Origin of the sequence: Paenibacillus qinlingensis, assembly GCF_031455095.1 — a bacterium.
Taxonomy (GTDB): Bacteria; Bacillota; Bacilli; order Paenibacillales; family NBRC-103111; genus Paenibacillus_E; species Paenibacillus_E qinlingensis_A.
Map to the genome: position 1 here is coordinate 704,133 of NZ_JAVDSB010000002.1, position 21,404 is coordinate 725,536.

General features: G+C 44.1%; 13 protein-coding genes and 1 pseudogene. 3 read left to right on the forward strand and 11 right to left on the reverse strand.

Features of this window, described 5'->3' with window-relative positions:
* Positions 1-44: 44 nt before the first annotated feature.
* The 5 genes from J2736_RS10785 to J2736_RS10805 form a co-directional block, all read right to left on the reverse strand.
* A complete protein-coding gene (locus J2736_RS10785) occupies positions 45-497 on the reverse strand; it encodes a MarR family winged helix-turn-helix transcriptional regulator (protein ID WP_310226292.1) in 453 nt (150 codons plus the stop codon).
* Positions 498-683: 186 nt separating this feature from the next.
* Positions 684-5,213 (reverse strand): discoidin domain-containing protein, encoded by a 4,530-nt coding sequence (locus J2736_RS10790; RefSeq protein ID WP_310226294.1) that lies wholly within the window; start codon positions 5,211-5,213, stop codon positions 684-686.
* Positions 5,214-5,428: 215 nt separating this feature from the next.
* Positions 5,429-6,169 carry an SDR family oxidoreductase gene (locus J2736_RS10795; protein ID WP_310226296.1) on the reverse strand — a complete coding sequence of 247 codons (741 nt, stop codon included), beginning with the start codon at positions 6,167-6,169 and terminating at the stop codon, positions 5,429-5,431.
* A gap of 138 nt (positions 6,170-6,307) precedes the next feature.
* Positions 6,308-6,979, reverse strand: a complete 672-nt coding sequence (locus J2736_RS10800) for a Crp/Fnr family transcriptional regulator (RefSeq protein WP_310226298.1) — start codon at positions 6,977-6,979, stop codon at positions 6,308-6,310.
* 331 nt (positions 6,980-7,310) lie between these two features.
* Entirely contained in the window at positions 7,311-7,775 is a 465-nt protein-coding gene (locus J2736_RS10805) for an MEKHLA domain-containing protein (protein WP_310226300.1), read from the reverse strand.
* A 188-nt stretch (positions 7,776-7,963) separates the two neighbouring features.
* Between J2736_RS10805 and J2736_RS10810 the strand changes: the two genes are divergently transcribed.
* Together J2736_RS10810 and J2736_RS10815 are read left to right on the forward strand one after the other, a co-directional pair.
* Entirely contained in the window at positions 7,964-8,440 is a 477-nt protein-coding gene (locus tag J2736_RS10810) for a glutathione peroxidase (protein ID WP_310226302.1), read from the forward strand.
* Between the two features lie 358 nt (positions 8,441-8,798).
* Positions 8,799-9,248: a DinB family protein gene (locus tag J2736_RS10815; protein WP_310226383.1), complete on the forward strand. Its 450-nt coding sequence runs from the start codon at positions 8,799-8,801 to the stop codon at positions 9,246-9,248.
* Positions 9,249-9,337: 89 nt separating this feature from the next.
* Here the strand turns inward: J2736_RS10815 and J2736_RS10820 are convergent, their stop codons facing one another.
* Positions 9,338-10,318 (reverse strand): SDR family oxidoreductase, encoded by a 981-nt coding sequence (locus J2736_RS10820; RefSeq protein ID WP_310226304.1) that lies wholly within the window; start codon positions 10,316-10,318, stop codon positions 9,338-9,340.
* Between the two features lie 142 nt (positions 10,319-10,460).
* Between J2736_RS10820 and J2736_RS10825 the strand changes: the two genes are divergently transcribed.
* Positions 10,461-10,625: a hypothetical protein gene (locus J2736_RS10825; protein WP_310226306.1), complete on the forward strand. Its 165-nt coding sequence runs from the start codon at positions 10,461-10,463 to the stop codon at positions 10,623-10,625.
* 154 nt (positions 10,626-10,779) lie between these two features.
* Here J2736_RS10825 and J2736_RS10830 read toward each other — a convergent pair whose 3' ends face one another.
* The 5 genes and pseudogenes from J2736_RS10830 to J2736_RS10850 all read right to left on the reverse strand — a co-directional run bounded on the left by J2736_RS10830 (position 10,780) and on the right by J2736_RS10850 (position 21,389).
* Positions 10,780-11,574 carry a GNAT family N-acetyltransferase gene (locus J2736_RS10830; protein ID WP_310226308.1) on the reverse strand — a complete coding sequence of 265 codons (795 nt, stop codon included), beginning with the start codon at positions 11,572-11,574 and terminating at the stop codon, positions 10,780-10,782.
* Positions 11,575-11,865: 291 nt separating this feature from the next.
* Positions 11,866-12,036, reverse strand: a pseudogene (locus tag J2736_RS10835) (DsbA family protein); the annotation flags it as partial.
* A gap of 128 nt (positions 12,037-12,164) precedes the next feature.
* The gene (locus J2736_RS10840) at positions 12,165-16,433 is read right to left on the reverse strand and encodes a S8 family serine peptidase (protein WP_310226311.1); all 4,269 of its coding nucleotides are present in this window, start codon (positions 16,431-16,433) and stop codon (positions 12,165-12,167) included.
* A gap of 29 nt (positions 16,434-16,462) precedes the next feature.
* Complete coding sequence (locus J2736_RS10845; protein ID WP_310226312.1) at positions 16,463-19,861, reverse strand: S8 family serine peptidase; 3,399 nt, start codon at positions 19,859-19,861, stop codon at positions 16,463-16,465.
* A gap of 649 nt (positions 19,862-20,510) precedes the next feature.
* Entirely contained in the window at positions 20,511-21,389 is an 879-nt protein-coding gene (locus J2736_RS10850; RefSeq protein WP_310226313.1) for a LysR family transcriptional regulator, read from the reverse strand.
* Between the last annotated feature and the right edge of the window lie 15 nt (positions 21,390-21,404).

Below are 21,404 nucleotides of genomic sequence, written 5' to 3' on the forward strand. Positions count from 1 at the left end.
AATAAAAACGTCGGACATAGTCCGGCGTTTTTATTTGTTATTTATCATTCTGACCGGCGTGCAATTTCATTCGCTTTTTCCAGCAAATTTTTGAGTTGTTCTAACGATTGCATATATTTTTCGGCAGTCCCGCATATTTCAGCAAAAATTTCAACGGATACATGCTTCATCTGTTCTTGCAGTATTGCCCCTTTTTCTGTTAAACCGATCTCGACTTTCCGTTCATCCTCAACAGAACGCTTACGAACAATGAGCTCCGCTTCCTGAAGCCTCTTCAGCAGCGGTGTCAACGTTCCAGAGTCTAATAGCAATCTATCTCCAAGCGCCGTCACGGTGCTCTCCCTTGTTTCCCAGAGCACAACCATAACTAGATACTGCGGATAAGTAAGCCCGAATTTTTCCAGAGTAGGCCGATAAATGCGTGTTAACTCACGGGAAGTAGCATAGATCGTAAAACAGAGCATATCTTCGACCTTATATTCCTCTCTTTCCTTCATCGTAATCCCCCCTGTTATTTTTGGATAAATAAATTGTAACTCATCTTTCTCATTTATCAAAATTAAATTTTTAACAATTGAATTAAACCTTTCTATTCGTAGAGATGGGGAAGCAACCATGCTTACATAAAAACAACCGACAAGAGAAATCTATCTCTTGTCGGTCATTTCCGTTATTCAATCCTATTATTTATCCCCCGTTAGAAGACGCAGCTCAGAAATGGACCACCAATGCGAATCCGTTCCTGTTTGCACGATCTTCATAAACCGCGCTTTCTGCTGTTTGAAGACGGCGATAACTGTCGTCCCTTTTCCCTCGCCAGAAGCCACCGGGTTTCCCCAGTTCTCACCGTCGTTCGAGACGTACACTTCATAACCTCTCGCGTAATCATTGTGATTGCGTCCGCTTTCCATGATTACCTGATTAAAGGATTGTTCCTCTCCAAGCTCGAGTACGATATTATCACCGTTCTTCTGCTCGCTGCCTGTAGACCAACGTGTATCCGGGTTACCGTCAATCATCGCTTGCGTACTTTCACCGCCTGCAGTGGAGGAAGCTGTCGCGATCCAATCATTAGGTTCCAGAGGTTTTTGTTTGCCAATTCCGTAATGATACACATTCAACTCAGCGATAGACCACCACTTGTCAGCCTCGCCAATTTGGACGATCTTCATGTAACGGGCATGCTGAATAGGGAATGTCATTAACAAGGTACCCGCTTCACCTTGACCCGTGGTTACCGCGGTCCCCCAATTCTCGCCATCATCAGAAACAAACAGCTGATATGCGCGAGTATAATCATTTGCGGAGTTTCCGGGATTCATAGAAATCATGTCAAAACTTTGTTTACTGCCCAAATCAATCTGCAGCCACTGGCCGTTCGTTTGGGGTTGCCCATTCGTCCAGAGCGAATTTCCATCCCCGTCCAGCATATTTTCTGCAACGTCATTGCCTTGCGTGGATGAAGCTGTTGCTACCCAGGCAGAGCGATCCAACGCACCGGTTTCAACGGTTGGCATTTCGGTTGCTTTTGCAAATTTTGCGACTTTGACTTCGGAGATAGACCACCAGCTGGCGTTGGCATCCGTAAGGACGATTTTCACAAACCGGGCTTTTTGCGCCGCTAGCGATGTCGCTAGGCTTGGTGAAGTTCCTTTCTCCGTGGCAACCGGCGCCCCCCACTCTTCTCCATCCTTGGATACATACACTTCATAAGCGTGAGCATAATCGTTCCAGTTGGTGCCTGAATTCAAAAATAGCGTATCAAAATTCTGTTCCGTACCCAAATCGATTTGTAACCAATCACCTGCGGCCTGGGAACTGCCTGAGGACCAACGCGTCGATAAATCGTTGTCGGTCAAATTCTTCAGGGATTCTCCCACTTTGGAGGCTGTAATCGTCCACGCAGAACGATCTAAATACGCAATATCATTGGACGAATCTGGTTTTACTTTTACGGTATTTTTCATTGGATCAACGGATACCAGGGCATTAGCGTACACAGTTGCGGATCCCAGTGCTCCGTCTCGATTAAAGAAATGAATCGTTTTGTTACTTTCTGAAGGATTCCAGATTTGCGCTGTAAACACGCCGTCTTTTTCATACACAGTTACAGCTGGGTCATCCGCCCAAATTTTAGCGCTGCGATGGCCAAGCGATTCCATGCTGTGCACAAACCAGTAAGCATTAAATACCTCATTTTGCTGCATGTTTGACGTATTCCACTTGCTCAATACGGCTTTAGGATCACTAATTGATTGAAACGGCCAAATAATGTGATACCAAGCCCGTTCTTGCCCGCCAATATCTTTAATTAAGTTGTTATACAGACCAGCAGCTTTTTCCGGCTGACGACCATAGTAGGTCATCCATTCAGCAGGCGGCAGCCAGTGGATTCCATATACATACTCCGGATCCCCGTTGAAGAAAGTCGTAAAAGCTGTTGCCGTACCATAGACCTGACCTGCAGTGGCATGGTTGTATCCATCCACCCAATTGTCCCCATCATAGTTAAACCAATACTGCTCAGTCGCTTTTTCTTCCGTCGTAAATCCCCAAATCCCCGCATCTCGGTACATATCGTTACCAGTTACGAGTCCCCACATGTATTCTCCGACCCAGCCAAACAGTGATTCTCCGGCTGCTTCCTGATTGTTGCCGCTTCGGTTATCAGCGTAACCTCCAGCCCAAGAATGACCTTCATAAGGATCAAAGTTCCGGAACCATGGGTACTGACTATCGGTTCTGGAAGGATTTGCGTAATCGCGGATCAGCGTCTCCACCATGTCACCATAATCGTGAAGAAACGTTTTGTCGTAAGTAGCCAAAACCGCGGATGCAAAGATGTAATAGCCATATGTGAAATGGTGATCTGTCAAACCTGTATTAAGACCAAAACCTGTATGATAGGCCATCAGTGAACCCCAATACTCGGAATAATGGAAATAATGCGAATGAAGTTCCTCTTCCGGCGAGTACGTGTACCAGTCGGTCAAAATAGTTTTAAGTAAGCCTAGATAATGATTTTTCCGGTCGGTATCGCCAAGCTGGTCGCTAATTAGCACCGCTAAAGATAGTGGATGAAGCTTTTTCCCCTGCCAGTACGGATCTGCAGCCATGAACCCATTCGCCATATCAGCATCTAATTGATCCAGGTAAGCAACGACCTGAGCTCTGGAGTAAGATGGATCATTAGGTTCCACAAATTGAGGAATCAAGCCATTGAAGCGGTCCGTTGTTGTAAACGTATTGCCTACATGAACCTTCAGCTTACCACGGATTGACGGATAACTAAGGTCGGTAAGTGGTTTGTCAGCTATTTTCCATTGGTGCGGAAATTGCGTCATGATCGTATCTTTCGATACATTCGGTCGTTTTAGTTCCGTAGAAGACGTATAGCTTGTCTTTACTAAAGAAGTTTTCTCATCAAAATGGTACTCAACTTTCGTGTCTGTAACAAAAGCATAGGCATGCTGATAAAATAATCCAAGCTCCGACGCAGAAGGAAGCGCCGCTAAGGACATATAATTTTCATTTGAGCCAAGCTTAATTTTGATCGTATTACCAAGCTTCATGAAGGTTGTTCCTTCAGGTACAAAGATGCCGTAATTACGAACGAAGGTTTGCGGTGTTTGCGCTTTGTCTTGATTCGTCACTTGCAAGCCAATATGGTCGGACGTATACACGTCCCCGTCATTCAACAACACAGGATTATTGTGATCATCAAATAAACGAGTCATGACTGGTGATTGCAAGATAATTGCATCCGGTTTTTCGAATGTGTTATACAGGAAAGGCGAGCCTTTCACGAAAGTGGTGCTCATTTTGGCTGTATCATCGTCACTGAGAACCACGGTTGCAGAGAAGTCACCGTAACCAGAAATTTTTGTTTCCATGTTCGCGGGGTTAATCGTATTGCTAGTAAAATATAAGTCCGGTTCGCCATCGGCATCAATTGAATTACCATTTGAATAGCCTGCACCTGGGTTTAGAACGGCAAGCCCTTGTTTCGTGTACCAATTCTTAAGCGGCAGTGTCACGAGACCATTACTATCACCCAGATTGGAGACGAGAATAGACTGCCACCAATCATTTGAAGGGATTGGCGTTTTAATCGTAGAGGTCCGATATATAGGATTCTTGGGTTCTAATTGCGTTATATCATGAACCTCATAGCTTCCTGCCCCCACTTTCACAGCGGAAGGAGTCGGCACTTCAGGAATTTCGTAATTTGGTTTAGGATCACCATCACGGTAGGCTCGTACCTCAAACTCGAACAGGGAATAACCGTTCGTGCTACCTCTCCCAATGGCTGACATTTTTACATAGCGGGTCTTAGCGTAAAGAGGAATCGTTTCTTTGCCTCCATTGCCGTTAAGCTGACGGAAACTGGTTGTCCAATGTTTGGCATCATTCGAAACCTGAATATCATATGCTCGCCCAAAAGCAGCTTCCCAGTTCAATACGACACTGCCGATTTCATATTCTTGTCCCAAGTCTACGTAGATCCACTCTTTGTCCTTGTAGATGGAGGACCACCGAGTGTCCTTATTTCCGTCTGTTGCATTTTTAGCCAAATAATTTTTTTCTTCCATTTTATCTCTATCTTCAGCTGATTTACTTGGCTCATCCTTTTCAAGGGACGAGACAGTTACATCGCGGTTGAGCGCTAAGTTCGCTGCAGCAGGCTTCGGAGGGGTACCCGAGCCACCCGTTCCATAAACACTGAATTCAAAAATAGAAATACCGTAAGGTTGCTGAGCACGTTCCGTACTGAAAAGACGTACATAACGCCCCTTTCCTGCAACTTCAATGGCAACATCACCTGGTTTTCCTTGCAAAACAGGGGTTATATCCTGCCAATGAAGCTCATCATCGGAAACTTGAATGGTATAAGCGTTGGAATATGCATTTTCCCAATTAACAACAACTTTGTTCAGAGTTGCTGTAGCTCCAAGATCTACGTATATCCATTGCGGATCCTTCTTCCAAACACTCTCCCAACGGCTATTCATGCTGCCGTCAACGGCCAAATCTGGCGTACTGCCTCCAAGTGACGAGGAAGCGTATATAGGCCGATTCATAGACAACAAATAATTGTCAGCTGCGACAGCCTGTACATTCAGAGCAGGCATAGCTGGCACACTACCAACCATTAATAAAACGGCTACTAAGGCGCGAGCCCAGTGAAGGCGTTTTTTTCTTTCTAACATCATTTCAACTCTCCCTTTGTATTTGTATACTGCGGCCATCAGCTTGCTTATTATACGAGTAATAAAATTTTAATACTGTAACTTTGTCACTTTCCTAATAAGAAATTGTATTCTAAAGGAGCTAAACACAAAAACTGCACCACCAATTGTTAGTTTGTGACTAACAATCGGGGTGCAGTTTAAAGGTACGCACTTGAAATAGAATAGTGCTCGGTTAATTAGAACTCCTGCGAAGTAGGACGCAGAACGATCTCGTTGACATCTACCTCTACCGGCTGTTCGATAACAAAAGCAATAGTCCGTGCCACCGCGCTTGCGGGAATGGCGGATTTGTAGAAATCCAATACGTTGGATTGTGCCGTGCCCGTGGTGTTGTACTTCAGGTCGCTTTCCACAGCCCCCGGTTCGATGGACGTTACCCGGACCTTGCTGCCCACTTCATGACGCAGACCTTCGGAAATTGCGCGCACCGCGAATTTGGTGCCTGAATAGACGGTACCCCCCGGCGAAAATACTTTTACTCCGGCAACGGAGCTGATGTTGATGATGTGCCCGTTCTCCTGAGCAAGGAAGGTAGGCAAGACGGAGGCGATTCCGTACAGAACCCCTTTGATGTTGATGTCGATCATCGCGTCCCACTCGTCTGTGTTCACTTCTGACATTGGACGAATCGGCATAATGCCAGCATTATTGACGAGCACATCCACTTTGCCAAATTCAGCAATGATCGCATCGACTACAGCCTTGAACTGCAATTTGTCGGTTACATCAAGCTGATAAGCAGCAGCCTTACCACCAGCCTTCTTGATTTCTGCAACTACCTCATCAAGCTTGTCCTTTCGGCGTGCAGCCACCGCTACGATCGCTCCCTTGGAAGCCAGGAGGCGCGCGGACTCCGCTCCGAGACCGGTGCCGCCACCTGTGATTAGTACGACTTTGTTTGCAATTCCATTACTCATTAGATACATCTCCTCTTTACATGATATTAGGACTAAGCCATTCATTCGTCTGATAGTATACACTAATATAGATTTGATACATTCATTAAATTAAGGAAGACACTGTTGTATTTACTTAACATTCTATCGCGTCTCTGATTACTCAATAAAACGTACGAGTGCGCTACGATCTCTAATCGTAATTTTCCCTCGCGAAAGTTCGATCACTTCTTTATGCTCAAGTACTTTCAGCGTTCTGCTGATCACCTCACGGGCTGTCCCTAATTCGATGGATAAGCTCTGATGAGTAATATAAAGCGTATCTGAATTACCATTCTGTTCAGCGAATTGAATAAGAAATTCTGAAATTCTACCTCGAATCGTTTTAAAATTAATATTATCCAATAAACTGGCCAAATGGAGAAGCCTTCTGGCTGACTCTGTATAAATGAACTGTCGAAAAACAGGATACCGATCCATCCAGTCTTGGAAAACTTCAGCGGGAACGATCAACATCAATGCAGCTGTTTCTACGCAGGCATTTACTTCATATTCGGAAGATCCCAAAATGCTAGAAGACATAAACGGACAACATTCTCCGCTATTCACTCTGTACAACGTGATTTCACGACCAGAGGCACTTACTTTATACGTTCTAAGGTTACCATCCAAAAGCATGACTACAAACTTCAGAAATTGTGTTTTCTCAACGATATTTTGGGGTTCCATTTGAATCACTTGTAAGGAGTCTTGATACCAATCCTCCTCTGAAAGGTCTGCCATACTGGGGAATAATGAAAGGATGCGCGATACATGTTCAGACTGAATCAACCGTTTCAACTCCTTAATTATTATCCACAATGTCGATAATAACGAATAACTGAAGTAAATTCAGTGATTAAGTCACATAAAACCTAGCGCTTTATCAATCATCCATGGAAATAATGGACTCCAGATGTTCAACAAAACTAGAAAACTCCATTTCACGAACAGGGTGAACGTACTGATCACTTTCGAGACGGGGTCCTCTGACACGATCGCATGAACATCCGTTCGGCGTTTTTTATAGTTTTCAAAAAAATCATTTCTTTCATTCATTAAAGCCAGTAAATAAAAATGAACACTGAGATTAAACAGTGTTCATTAGAGAGTTTTGATACCCTTATATATATCGGTATTCGTGAAATGAGGCAGCTTGACCATACTTATTACCCTTCTCATCGGTCAGATTCCACACCGTCACTTCTACAATGTAAAATCTCCGTCCAGTACTCGAAATCCGAATTCCCTTGTAATTGTCTATGAAGCCATTAGCACCGACCGCTCTAAGAAATTGCTCCCGTTCCTCCCTTTCCATCGCTTCCGCAGTCAATCTTGAAGGGGTACTTGTAAAGGTTGTCCAGTCCATTTCCCACAGCTTCTGAGCTGCGCGGTTGCCGAAATTGAGCACCGGATCTAGCTCCAGCCCGTGAGAAAGGACTATGAATGGCGCATCATACAGCTTTTCAAATTCGTCCCCTTGCATAGGATCCTTTTCTAAAAGCTTCTTCCCAGTTACCCGCTTGTAACTCTCTAGGATAATTCTAGCGTGTTCGTTAGTTGCACCAATTCCGTTAAGTTTCATCATAATAATCTCCCTTCTATCTTACAAATGCTCGACTATATAATAAGGCCCTTTGATATATCCAGTCTACATTTACCATAATTATATTTAGCACAATATAATTGACAAAAATCATGAACGCGATATATAATCACATTATACAGATGACACAATTTAATTTTATAAAATTTATCTTGAGAGGAAAGTGACTTATGTCTATTTATAATTACAATGTTACAACTGCAAAAGGATCCGTAAAATCAATTGCCGAATACAAAGGTAAAGTGATGCTGATTGTTAACACCGCGAGCAAATGCGCATTTACGCCGCAGTTCAAAGAGCTTCAAGAGATTTACAAGCAATATAAAGGCAGTGGTCTTGAAATTCTCGGCTTCCCGTGCAACCAATTTGGCAGTGGTGAAAAAGGGAACAATGAGGAAATTCACAGCTTCTGCGAAATTAATTACGGCGTAACCTTTGAGCTTTTCGGAAAAATTGATGTAAATGGACCTAACGCTGATGAACTCTACAAATTCTTGAAAAAAGAAGCAAGAGGCGTGCTTGGATCTGAGTCTATTAAATGGAATTTCACGAAGTTTCTTGTTGACCGCGATGGACGTGTTTTGAAACGTTATGGTTCAACGGACAAACCTTCGGCTATCGCAGAAGATTTGAAGGAGTTACTGTGAATGAATCACACAGTGTTGGTCAATTCTAAAATAAAGTTATAAACAGAAAAGAGACGCCAACCATCGTTGGCGTCTTCATTTTGTTAACAATCGGCATATCTCTCATATTGGCGGTAAGAGATTTTTTCGAGGAAGCCATGGTGTGAAATAAATTTGTTATGAGTGATTTGAGGCATGGAAGCAAATAATAGCTTAATCCTGGTCCTCATACCGCTTCGTTATCGCCCTCTAATATTGTGGAAGCACATCTTTCGGCAGAGGAATGTTATGCAATGCACGTGGCAAAGTAAATCACGAATATAAATATGAGGAGGAATAAAATAATGACAACTCAACTTAAACTTCATCATCTCAAAAAATCTTAAAAGGTTGGAAAATGCATCACAATAGTTTGATTGAACTAGCAGCTCAACTACCTGACTCCAGCGGCAATTGGCGCCCCTGGGAAGGCGGCTGGACTACACTAGAGCTCATACATCATTTGGCTTGGACGCCAGAGTTCTTTTTCGCTCAGATAGAAAAGCGCGACATGAACATACCTCCCGTACCTTCAACCATTATAGAAGCGCGTGAGCTTGTAAAGAATCTGACTGGCGTCACGGAGCAAAAACTGAACGAATATACCGATTCCGAGCTTCAAGAGGTAGTTACTATTCATATTAACGGTGTTGATGTCACCGAGCCTGTAGAAGAAATGTTCCATCGCCTAGTTGCACACGAAGCTCATCACAAGGGTCAACTCTTCATCTATGCTCGACAGCTTGGCGTCACCAATGCACCGTTCTATGTCGATCTAAGTGTAAAATAATAAAAATCGGTTAGTGCAAGATATGTATATGTACAAATGAATAGCATGCAGCGTGGATCATACCATTCTACGCTTGGGAAGCCCATAAATCAGGAACTTGTACATTCCCCCCCGTCTACATGCAACACCTGACCAGTAACAAAACTGGAATCATCCGATGCTAAGTAAACCCAAGTAGGTGCTAACTCAAACGGCTGTCCAGATCTCTTCATTAGGTTGTTCGTCCCCCACAGGGCTATTTCATCACTGGTCATACTTGCCGGAATCAAAGGTGTCCATATTCTACCCGGTGCGACGGCATTAACCCGGATACCTTGGGAGATTACACTACTTGCAAGTGCTCTCGTGAAACCAACTATAGCAGATTTACTTGCCGTATAGTCCAGCAATAGCTTTTGGCCGATATAAGCAACTATTGATGTTGTATTAATAATCGTACTCCCTGCTTTCAAGTGAGGAAGTGCTGCTCTTGTTGTATAGAAATGAGAATAGACATTTACCGTAAAGATGTCGTTCATTTGCTCATCTGATATATCGGTCAGCGAATTTTGCTGAAACTGGACGCCTACATGATTCACAAGAGTGTCTAACTTCCCGTAAAAGGCCATTGTTTTTTCCACGATATCAATGCATTGCTGCTTGCTACGCAAGTCACCCGGAAGAAGAAGACAACGTTGCCCTAGTTGTTCAACGCGAGCTTTAGTACGATGCGCATCTTCATGCTCATCCAAATAGGAGATCGCTACGTCAGCACCTTCTTTAGCAAAAATAATGGCTACTGCAGCTCCCATACCGCTATCACCGCCAGTGATCAATGCCACTTTCCCTTTTAATTTCTCACTACCCTTGTAGTGAGGATTTTCAAGGATTGGGCTAGGAACCATGAGCCTTTCTAAGCCTGGTTGGCGAAGCTGTTGTTGCTCTGGAAATGATACCGGAATCTCTTCATATCTCGTTATTTTCCCGTAGCTCGGGTAAAGGGGGTATGGATTTATTTTTTTATTCAGCTCAAACCATTTTTGCAAGTCACGCATTTCGTTCTCAACATTGTCATTACTCAAAGCTGACATCCCTCCTCTGTCTGCAATTTTACAATAGTCTATGCTTCCTTGGTAAGAACGATGCTTCTCTTGAACTTAGATGAATCATTTTGGCCAATATTAAATAGAATGTATCACATCACACATCCCTAGAAAAAGGAGGAGTACCGCAATGAAGTTTATTTTCAGTCCCCAAATAAATGTCTTACTCATTAACCATTCAAATGAGAAACTCACGATGGAATACTTAAATCATTCTTGGTCAATGCCTGTCATTTCAATTAGACCGCCATACTATACGAATCCCCGTTATGAGCCGGCGTATGCTATTATCTAAGCATGAATCGATACACTTAAGATTCAAAAAAAACATCGTCAAATATGACGATGTTTTTTGCCGTCGTGACAAGCAATGACGCGATTGTATACCGGATGGGGAAGATCGGATTCATATCGAACAATCTGACGTGTAAATTCCGTTCTTATCCTAGTTATCCTAGATAGACTTCGATTGTGACATCGACATTAAAACCAATTGACTTATACAAGCCTTCACCCATCGTGCTCGCTAGAAGCACAGCGAGACGCCGTCCTTCGGCTTGACCTTCGTGCAAAGCATGAAAGATCAATGCACATCCTAATCCTCTTCGCCGGTATGCCTCTAACGTAGCCACGTTATAGATGCCTATCGTTTCACCGACATGAACCGCGGTCAACGCAGCGACGGGCTGGCCGTCCAGGATGCCGATGTAATGACGATAAGCGGCATTCTCTCCTAAAGCGACATCTTCACTAATCTGTCCGAAAACCTCACCTATCTCCCCATTCACTTCAAACACAGAAGGCACAATATCTCGAAACCACCCCATCTCTGAGGAAGATAGGATAGGTTTAATTACGAAACCGGGTATCACTTTCTTCTCATAATTCCAATTCCTCAATTCAAGTGACATACCCGACATTTCATCCACTTTATTAAGCCCCTTTGCTTGCAGGACATGTCCCAGTACTTCAACATTTGCGTCATGAGACCAGGTTAGCCAAGTAAAAGGAGTCTTACGTGCTATGTAATCATTAGCGATCCTTCCTATTTCATCTATACCGTCCTCAGACAAAGCTCCATGATAGGTAATCACTCGATTAAACAGAGGATGCGCTAGATTGCTTTCGTATCGGATCATTTGAGGCGTTCGTTCCATAACAATATGGGGACTGACACGGCTCATTTCTTCCATAGAGTAAATGAAGTTTCTCTTGATCTGCTCATGTTCGTAGTTATTTGACATAATTATCCTCCTTTTCAATCAATGATTAAAAATAGCCGCTCAGACAGCTTATTCTCCCTGCTCGCTTACTCTCATCATTGACCTGCTCCTTCCTTAATTTCTTATATAATAAATTCAATAGTAACAAGTTTTGAGTAATCAAACCGTAACTTAGTCACAAAACATGCCAAAGAGAATCCTGTAAACCCAGATGTGGCAAGGATGACTTTAGGAGTTTTAAAGTTAAAATGAACCGAAATTCTGGGTTTAAAGCGCTTCATCTATTACATTACTTCTGACTAAATCTTCCATAATTTCTCGGTAAGTTACAGGGTCACTGAGACTTTTACCTTCATAATAAAATGCGCGTTGCATAGATGAAGCCAGATAGTAAGCACGTTCGCGTGCAAAGACTTGCAATGCAGAAAAACCTTTAGCAGCTGCATCGGAGTCCATTACAAATGTTCCTTCTTCCAACAACTGAATGAAAATAGAGTAATAAAAATCTTTGACTTACGAAGCCATGTAATTTCACCCAACTTTATTTGTAAAAACAAAAAAACGCCCCTTGTAGCAATGATGCGCAGGTACAAGGGGCGTTGAGTTGTTGTTTAGTTAATAAGCTTGGACAGTTTCAATAGAGAGCTTAATACTTTAGCTACAGCTTCACGTGTAGTTGGCTCGGTTGGCTGGAAGTGGGTGCCTTCATTCGTGTCAATACCATCCATGAGTCCAGCATACGTAACGAATTGGATACTGTCTTTCGCATAGTCACTGAATTGCTCAGCATCTGCATAAGCGATAGGCGCTGATGTAGCAGTTTTAGTGACTTGTAGCAACTTCAATGCTCTCGTCAGCATGACCGTTAGATCTTGTCGACTGATACTGGCGTTTGGCTCGAACGTATCACCGTAGCCTGTGACAAGCCCAGCTTCATATGCAATCGCCACGGACTGCGCATACCAGTCACTGCTGTGAACATCTTTGAACGGTGTTGCGGATGTTGGTTTTTGCAAACCAAGCGACCGAACAAGCAGTGAAGCAAATTCAGCGCGTGTTACATTGTTTTTCGGCGAGAATGTGCTGTCTGATGTTCCGTTGAGCAAGAATTTGTCAGCAAGCAGTTGGATATGGCTCTTCGCCCAAGATGAATCGATGTCTGCAAAGGTTGTTTGATGCTGTGCCACCGCATAGGTGGAGAAGCCAGGGCGGCTGATCGACACGATGGTTTTGCCTGCACCTGCAGCTGTGAAGAGAGCTGGTACTGGGTAGACTTGACCGTTCTCGATGTACAATGCGCCGGTCTTGCTTTCGTTTACTTCTTGATCCACGATAAAGGCACGCTTGAACACTTGCTTCGCTGTTAAGCTCAGCGGTGTTGCTGTTCCGCCAATAACCGTACTTGCTTCAAACGCGTAAGGTGTACCTACAACAGAAGCGTCTGGGTACTGCTTCGCAAAAGTGGATGTGCTGCTTGCGTCTTTTGTAATTTGCACCACATAGTCTGCGCCAGCAGGAACACTCGTGAATGCGGAAACAGGTGTTGCAATCGTTGCGCCATTCCAGGCGAACACAACCGTGCTGCCTTCAGCGGCCTGCTGAAGCTTCAGCACTTGCGCGTTCGTCAGCTTAAGTTGAGCTTCTGACGAATCCGTGCTGCCTGCGTTGACAACGATGGAAGTCGTAGCCGATTTTGCAGCATCCAACGCTTTCTGAATGTCGCTATCCGCAACAGTTGCTGTCAATTGTTTGCCCTGCATCGTGGTGGAAGCCGTAACAGAAACACTTGCTTGTCCTTGTGGAACGATAGATTCAATCAGTTCCAAATTCGTTTTAGGTGCCTCTGGCAGTGCGCCGCCACCGCCACCGCCGCCCGAGACAGGTGGTGATGGTGGTGGCGTTTCGGTCGTAGGCTCGCTGCTCACATAAAACGGTTTGTATGCAATAGAGAAACTATTGGGGTCGCGAAGGTCTGAATAGCTAACGACCACAAAATTATATAACCCATCAGGGAGCTTGACCGTATTTACATTTAACTGATAATCCATCGTATATCCGACACTGTTACCAATTTCGTGGAAAGTAAGCTTGCCACGAGGTATAGGTTTGAACTCGCCCGTTTCTTGATCAAGGTCGTAAATCTCACCAACGGTCGGCACAGGATCATTTGGACCTATTGCTTCTAAGCCTAAAGCATAGAAAACCATATATTGCTGCGTATCGGAATTAATCGTTACAGATAGATCAATTTTTTCATCTGCATTAATCGTTTGATCAGACAAAGTCATGTCTTGAAGAACGAATTGATTATTATCTGAACCTTCTCCAATGTGAATAACAAAAGGAAGGTGCAGCTCTGGATGATCAGGGTCAGCACTTTTCAATAACACGTGTCCTTCGTAAACGCCATTCGGTGCATCGGCTGTAGCCAGAGCAGAGAGGGTGAAGCTCTGACGTGCGTTCGGGCCTACGGCGATCGTCTGATCAGAATTGGCGTCTTGCCCATTGATCAACATCTGAATTCTTCCTATGTCAGGTGTCGGAATCGGTTTGTTCGGATCCGACGTCACATGGGGATGCATGACAACGGAGGCGGCATAAGTCAGGGCTTCGTCAGACATATTTTTTATTTGAAGCGGTTTATCGACGGCTTTGTTCAATTTAGGATCAATTAATCCAAAGCTCACGCTGCTTGCGTTGCTTTCCATGGTGATGGGTTCCAACTTAAAGTTATGAATCGTCAGCGGATCCATGGCTTCAAGCAGTGCTGGTGTTGCCAGCGCGTTGGCTACGTTAGCCCGACCGGCACCTTGCGAATAGACATCATAAAGTGTTCCGCCTAAATCGCTTATCATTTCGGATGTATTCGCTAATGCGGCACGGTAGTCCATCGGAGACCAGTCTGCAATGCCATCGTTGTTCTTATCCACATCTTTATATTTTTCCAACAGGAGTGCAACAAGTCCTGTGATGTGCGGAGCCGCCATACTCGTGCCGCTCATGCGTCCGTAGGCTTCATCGTAGCTTTTCCAAGGGAATTCTTTAGCGTAAGCAGGCAGGGTCGACATAATATTGACCCCAGGAGCACTGATGTCGGGCTTAATTCCGTAATTGTTATCCGAGTTCGGACCTCGGGAACTGAATTCGGCAATCGTATCACCAATCAGATCTACCGGATTGAACGTGCTGCCAAATGAGATCTTCAGGGTCGAGCCCGGATTTGTGAGTAATGCTCTGGCTAAGGCACGGCCCTCCTTCCCTGACATATCGAACGTGGGCAAATATTTACGGTCTTCACCTAGCCCGGCAAGGGTACCGATGGGACCATCTCTGCCAGGAATGTCTTCCGAAAGATCGATACCAATAACCTCACCCTGAGCATCGAACGCTGCGTTTCCATTAAAAATGATAGCTGCAGAGGCATTATATTTAGCAGCGTTCACCACTTTTTCTTCTATTGCGTTCACACCGCGTGAAATAAGGGCAATTTTTCCGCTCAGATCGCCTTCATATAAATTATAATCTTGATCTCTACCAAAGTTAACAAAAACAGCCTCTAAGGATTGGTCGCCTAGCAAGCTTGCGAATTGTGTTTCGTCTTTTTTCCAGCTAACCAATCGAGGATTCGATTGATAAGTTGCATAAGTTACGCTCGACACGGAGACCGTGCTCTCAAGCGAGGAGTTGTAGTGCCTGCTTGGACTTGTGGCGGCAGCCACGGAAATAGCGAGATGCGCAGAAGCGGGGGATCCCATGGAGTAATAATAAGGGATACCTGCTCCATCATTTCCGTTTGCAGCAACAGCCACAACACCTGCCAATACGGCATTGTTCAGCGCAATTGAATCGGGTGAGTTCGGATCCTTATAAGCGGCTGATCCTAAGGACAAGTTAATGACATCCATCTTATCTTTTACGGCTCTCTCAATACCGGCGATGATTTGAGCGGATGAACCAGTACCATGTTTGCCGCCAAGTACTTTGTACAGATAAAGTTTGGCGCCATAAGCAACGCCTTTCTGTACGAACTCGGAAGTTGGATTCGCGAATCTGCCGACGATCGTGCCCGAAACATGTGTTCCGTGTTCGGTGGCCCCGTCTAGATCGCTATCTTCGTAAGGATCATCATCCTGATAGTAAGCATCATAGCCCTTGTTCAAGGGATCCATGGCATCTTTAAGATCAGGGTGCAAATAATCGCCACCTGTATCAATAACACCGACTTTTACACCTGCACCAGTGAAACCTTTATCCCACGCAATATCTGCCCCAATCTGCTTTAACGGATTGATATCAAAGATCGGATTGTCCAGTCCTTGCGTTTCCACGTCCGCCGGCACAGGAATAGCGTAATAGTCCTGATTCTTATGGATGGATGTCACACCTGGCAACTGCGCGAGCTTAGGTATGTCATTTGCTCGTACGGTAACCTCCATACCGTTCAGTACCGTTTCGTACTGATAATGGACTTGGAGGGTGATACCTTGCTGCGAAGCAAGGTTAAGGAAAATCGATTGTTCGGTTTGAACGTTGACTTCGGTCGCTTCGGCGGCCACTTTCTGGTAGCCCATTTTGGCTGCATAGCGACCTACAGCGACAGGTTGATTGCTAAGCTGAATAATGACATTAATCAGGTCTGTAGAGGCAGTATTTATATCATCTGCGATGATAGACGGCGCTGATATCGTAGCAGAGCTTTGTTTGTTTTGTGCTTCTTGAATAAGAGCATGCAGTTTGGCCTGAGTCATGACCGGAATGGCAGGCGCGGTCGGCTCGGAAGCATAGATGCTGGGACTCAGCAGACCGCTGAGCAATGCCGTGATGGTCAGGAGCGCTGCCGTTTTTTTATGAATAAATAGGTTCAAGTTCGTTTTCCCCATTTCGAACAGGATAAATTGCTGAAGTATGTTTATTGGACGAAATGCAACGCATCAATCGAGATGAGCGTGCCTGTTGATTTGTTATTCTTTTCGCCAGTATGAACGACTTTAAGGGTATGTTTGCCTTTGGTCAGAGCGGTCGTGAACACAGGAACTTGATAGGCCGTAGTCGGGCTGTACAAGTCAACGGTCGAGATCCGCACCTCATCCAGATATATATCCGCTTTTCCGCGGTTGTTGCCCGTATTGGCAAGCAGAGTGACCACAGAGCCAGAGATGGTATACACAGCCGAGCTATCCTTTGTTTCCGTAAACCGCTGCACACCACGACTGTAACTATCGCCAAATGCTGCACCCCAGAGTCCTTTGAAAGTAGCGGTTACATCATTAGAGCGCATTAAGGTTGCAGCTTTAAAGGCATCGACATTGATGTAAGCGTGCGCTCCTTTTTTGACGGAAGGATCGAATTTACCCGTCCAAGCGATTTTAATTGTGTGGTGTCCGTTCGCAAACGATTGCTTGAACAAGGACTGCTCATGCAAAGTCGTCTTGCTGTACAGAGAAGGAGAAGCAGCTTTAGTGCCATCAATGTAAACATCTGCAATGCCTTGATCCGGGTTTTTGGTGCCAATCCATTCGATCTGATTGCCCCAGAAGCTAAACTCTACGCTTCCAACACCATCAATTTGTCGGAAAGTACCGTTCTTTGTCGATGCTGTTGTCCAGTTGCCGCTATAAGCAAGCCCGCTATGTGTATCCTGGAAGACACCCGCTTGATTGGTGTAACCTAGTTCGAGCGTATAGGAGCCGGCTCCTTTAAAGGCGCTGACATTGATGTAATATGTACCCGCTACTTTAGCCGTGTAGGTGATACTTTCTGCCGAGCCATCATTCTCCGATTTGGCAATGAGACCATAATTGCTTGTTACCGTGGTTGCCGTTGTATCATACAAGTACAGATCGAAGTCAGTTCCTGCGTCAGCGGTTAAGGTAGCTGTCATGCTTTCCCCAGCGCCTAATGTAATGGCATACACATCATCGGATTCTTTGCTATCGGCTTTCAGCTTCTTGGTGACCCTTATATCGTCCAGCGGTGTACCAGGAATATCCCTGCTCGTCAAAGCCCGGAAGGCGTTGATCATTTTACCGCTTACACTCGCCTTGGCTAACGAGTCCAGCGGTGTACCGCTATTCATAATTCGGTGTCTAAGGGAAGCGGCATCCATAGATGGATATTCGGACAGCACGAGCGCAGCGGTTCCTGCGGCAAGGGCAGCTGAATAGTCCTCGCCTCTTTGATAAAAACGCGTTGAAGGCGGTCCAAGATTGATTTTTGTAATGGAAACATCGTTACTCGCCATGTTATCTACAGCTATATTGTAATAATAAAGTTTGTAAGCACTGTTAGTATAGGCTGTAGTTGGCTGTCCGATGACATCTCCGTTCATCGTACCTTCCCCATAGATCTCTAGATGCAACGTGTCGGTGACAAATGGCGACCTATAGATGCCATCAAGGGCGTCCTGACCAGAAATCATCAAGCGACCACCGCCGTTCAGGTAAGCCGTTAAATTGCTTTGGTCATTATCAGTGAGTAATTTCAATGGCGAACCGAATGATCTTCCTGTAAACCAGAGAACAATATCATGGCTTTGCATCACGCTGAGATCAGGGCCGTCCTCGGCAACATCTTCTGTTGTGTACAACTCGATACTGCTTTCCGGATAGCCTGCCTTATCCAATAGCTCCTGATAGATCTCTAAATCTACGGACGGATCAAGATAAGGCCCTCCCGGAACTCCTACTCCACCGCCATCGGGTGGGGCGATATCTGTGAAAAACTTATTGTCTTGAACGAGGAGTATCTTAGCATCTTTATTCGGATGCTGGTCTTCCAAGAATTTGATCGCTTTATCAAACATATCCTGCCGTTGCTTAGGGTCGAAACCTTCATCCTCAATCGGCACTACCTCAAAGCCTATAGCGTTAACAATGGCTTTGTATTCCTCGTTACCGAGCCCGGGGAATTTATGAATCTCAGCTGCATAGCCAACTGGAGTATCGGCGGGTGTAAAGGGCATGAAATAACCCGGGGCGCTAACATCTACGTATGTCTTGCCAAATCCTGATATTTCTCCCAATTCACCTTTGTTATCTACAGCGGAGACACTCAAAACATTGTCTGTAAGAAAAGCTTTTGGATAAATAGGATTACCATCTACATTGGGATTAAAGTAGTCGCCACTGGCGGCAGCGTAGGTAACAAAGAGCATCTTAGAATTAGAAATGACCTCGTATAACGCTTGGCTGTATACGCTCAAGCTCCAGCCCACATACGCAATTTTGACGTGTTTGGCTTCGGCGTAGTGAATGGCTTCCATCGCTTCAGAGAGATAACCCTTCGTAGGACTATAAACTTTCAACGGCATTAATTTAACGTTAGGGGCAACACCGGCCAAACCGATGTTATTGTTTATCGATGCCGCAATTAGTTTTCCGTAGTATGTACCATAGTGGTCACTGTAGCCATCCTTGGGATCGAAGAGTGTGTTGTCATTATTGGCAAAATCCCAACCGTTTATATCGTTGATATAATCGTTATCATCATCGTCATCGTCGTTATATGGGTCTTCATCTGGATTCTCCCAAATATTTTCGAATAAATCCTTATTGATGATCTCCATACCTGTTCCCATTACCGCAACGGTAACATCTTTGCTCCCTTGCGTAATTTCCCATGCTTTCAATGCTTGAATATCAATTCCGGGCTTACTGACATATGGTGTCTTGTCTATATAAATGGTTTTACCTGTGTTTTGTAAATACCATTGATCGGGAAAAAGCGGATCGTTAGGTGGTGCGACTTGGGCAGTATCGACATTATTAGATTGAAGTGCCGCTTTTGATTGTTCAGTTTGGAAAATCGGTTCTTTGTCGAGCTGTGGAATGGTTATCTTGAAGTCGGGTTCTGCGTAAAGAACATTCGGATCTTTTTGGAGCTCATCAATCACGTGAAGAAGGTTGGCGTTCTGATTGACATGGAGTATTTTAGTATTCAGAGCAGGGAGTTCCTTGACCTCTTCGACTTGTGCGGCGATCGTGCTTGAAAAAGCAGAGACATTTAAAACGTCAGCTTTATATTTGACAATGATACGATCCGTCGCGTATGCGGCAGCTTTCTCGGCTTCGGCAGCGCGTGAAGATTCAGATGCTGTACTTACATCTGGTTGCGTGGCGGCCTGTACGCTGATTTCAGCTGTCGGGTCGGAGGGCCATTGACTCTTTTTTAATTTGGGCAGCGGTGAGCTCGTGCTGGCACCAGTGCCATGATCCGAAAGGGTTCCCTCTGCAAATGCAGGGGTGACCATCGAAGAGGCAATAAGGAAAGAGGCAAGGAGCGTTAAGGTCTTTTTACGGTTCAAATACAAGATGTCACTTCCTTTACGAAATTTTTAAATCAAAATGTGTGAAACAGATAAGGCTGCTAGTACGTGCACAAATCATTCCCTTCATTTTACTTAACTATGACTAGTAAATCGTCATGTTAAGTATACTAACATTAAACCACTATAAAAAATATAGTTCTAAACTTAAAGTAATGCATTATGCAATAATTTTTTATATGCTATGCTTTTTTTCATACATTGTTCTTGTTTGTATTTTTTTAAAAAATTTCACCAAATCCCTTGTTATTCAAGATTTTTTAGAAGAAATACTTTCCCCTTTGACTCTTACACTCGTAAAAAAGAAACTGGAAACTGTGAAAGAGGTGTGTGTTCTACTTATCGAAAAGTGAAATTCCCACTTAATTTAATGTTATGTTTAGTTACATATAAAGATATAATCAAGACATTTCTAGCCCTAATAGAAAAAATCTGACACCGATTAGGAACCGATATGTCAGATTTTCTTAATGTATTTAATTCGAGGTTCAGATTAATATTAGAGCTTGATAATTGACACTGGACTATGCGGTGCTACCTATTAAGGAAACTTCATTGATCTCCCCCTATAGTAAACAGTTTTATAGCTGGCCTGGCACGTTGGTATCGTTGACTAGAAAAGCCATGGTATGTTTTATTTTTTTAGCCTGGTTATCCCCTCTATGAACTCATTGATAACAAATAAATGCTTGTGTTTTGATTTAAACCCTAATACCAATATGTTCCGAACAATCATATGTTCGAAAACTAATTTCCATCTCGGCTTATTCACGGTATGATGTTTCAGCATATAAGTCGGAAGTAAGCTTACCCCAGCTCCTTCAGCAACCGCCCTTAAAATTAAGTACATGTCAGGTATGACATGTACTGGCTTAATAATTGGCCTTTTTTTGAAATGATTACTCCAATACTTCCTGATAATAGGGAGATCAAGGCCATAGCTAATCCATCGTTGTTCCGAAAGCCAACTCTCCATATCCTTCAAATGTGTTAAATCTGGCACAACTGTATCAATAGGCGCAACAACGACAAAATGTTCTTCCATTAACCTCACATATTCAATACCGGGTGTCATAAACTTCTCTGTTGTTAAAATGACATCCACACGATCCTCTTTCAGATGCTCGAACGATTGTTCAGCGTCACCAAAGTATGTAATTGTTTTTAAATTCATTCGAGAGAAGTAAGATATCACATTTTCAGTAAACAGCTCCTGTGTTGTTCCGATTTTAATTGTCTCCATCATTGGAGATAGGTGCACTTGCAGACCCATAGTATTTTCCTCTAATGCTTCAATATGAGGTACAAGATGAGAATACAACTGCTTGCCACGTTCCGTTGGTACCATCTTTCTTGCAGTTCGAATGAACAGTTGTTCACCAACTTCTGCTTCCAAACTTGCGAGGTGTCGGCTCATCGCTGGTTGAGTCATAACCCGGATCTTCGCTGCTTCAGAAACCGAATTGTGAGTATAGATAGCGATAAAGCTTCTGTACCATTCAAAGTCAACCATAACTGTTCCTTCCTA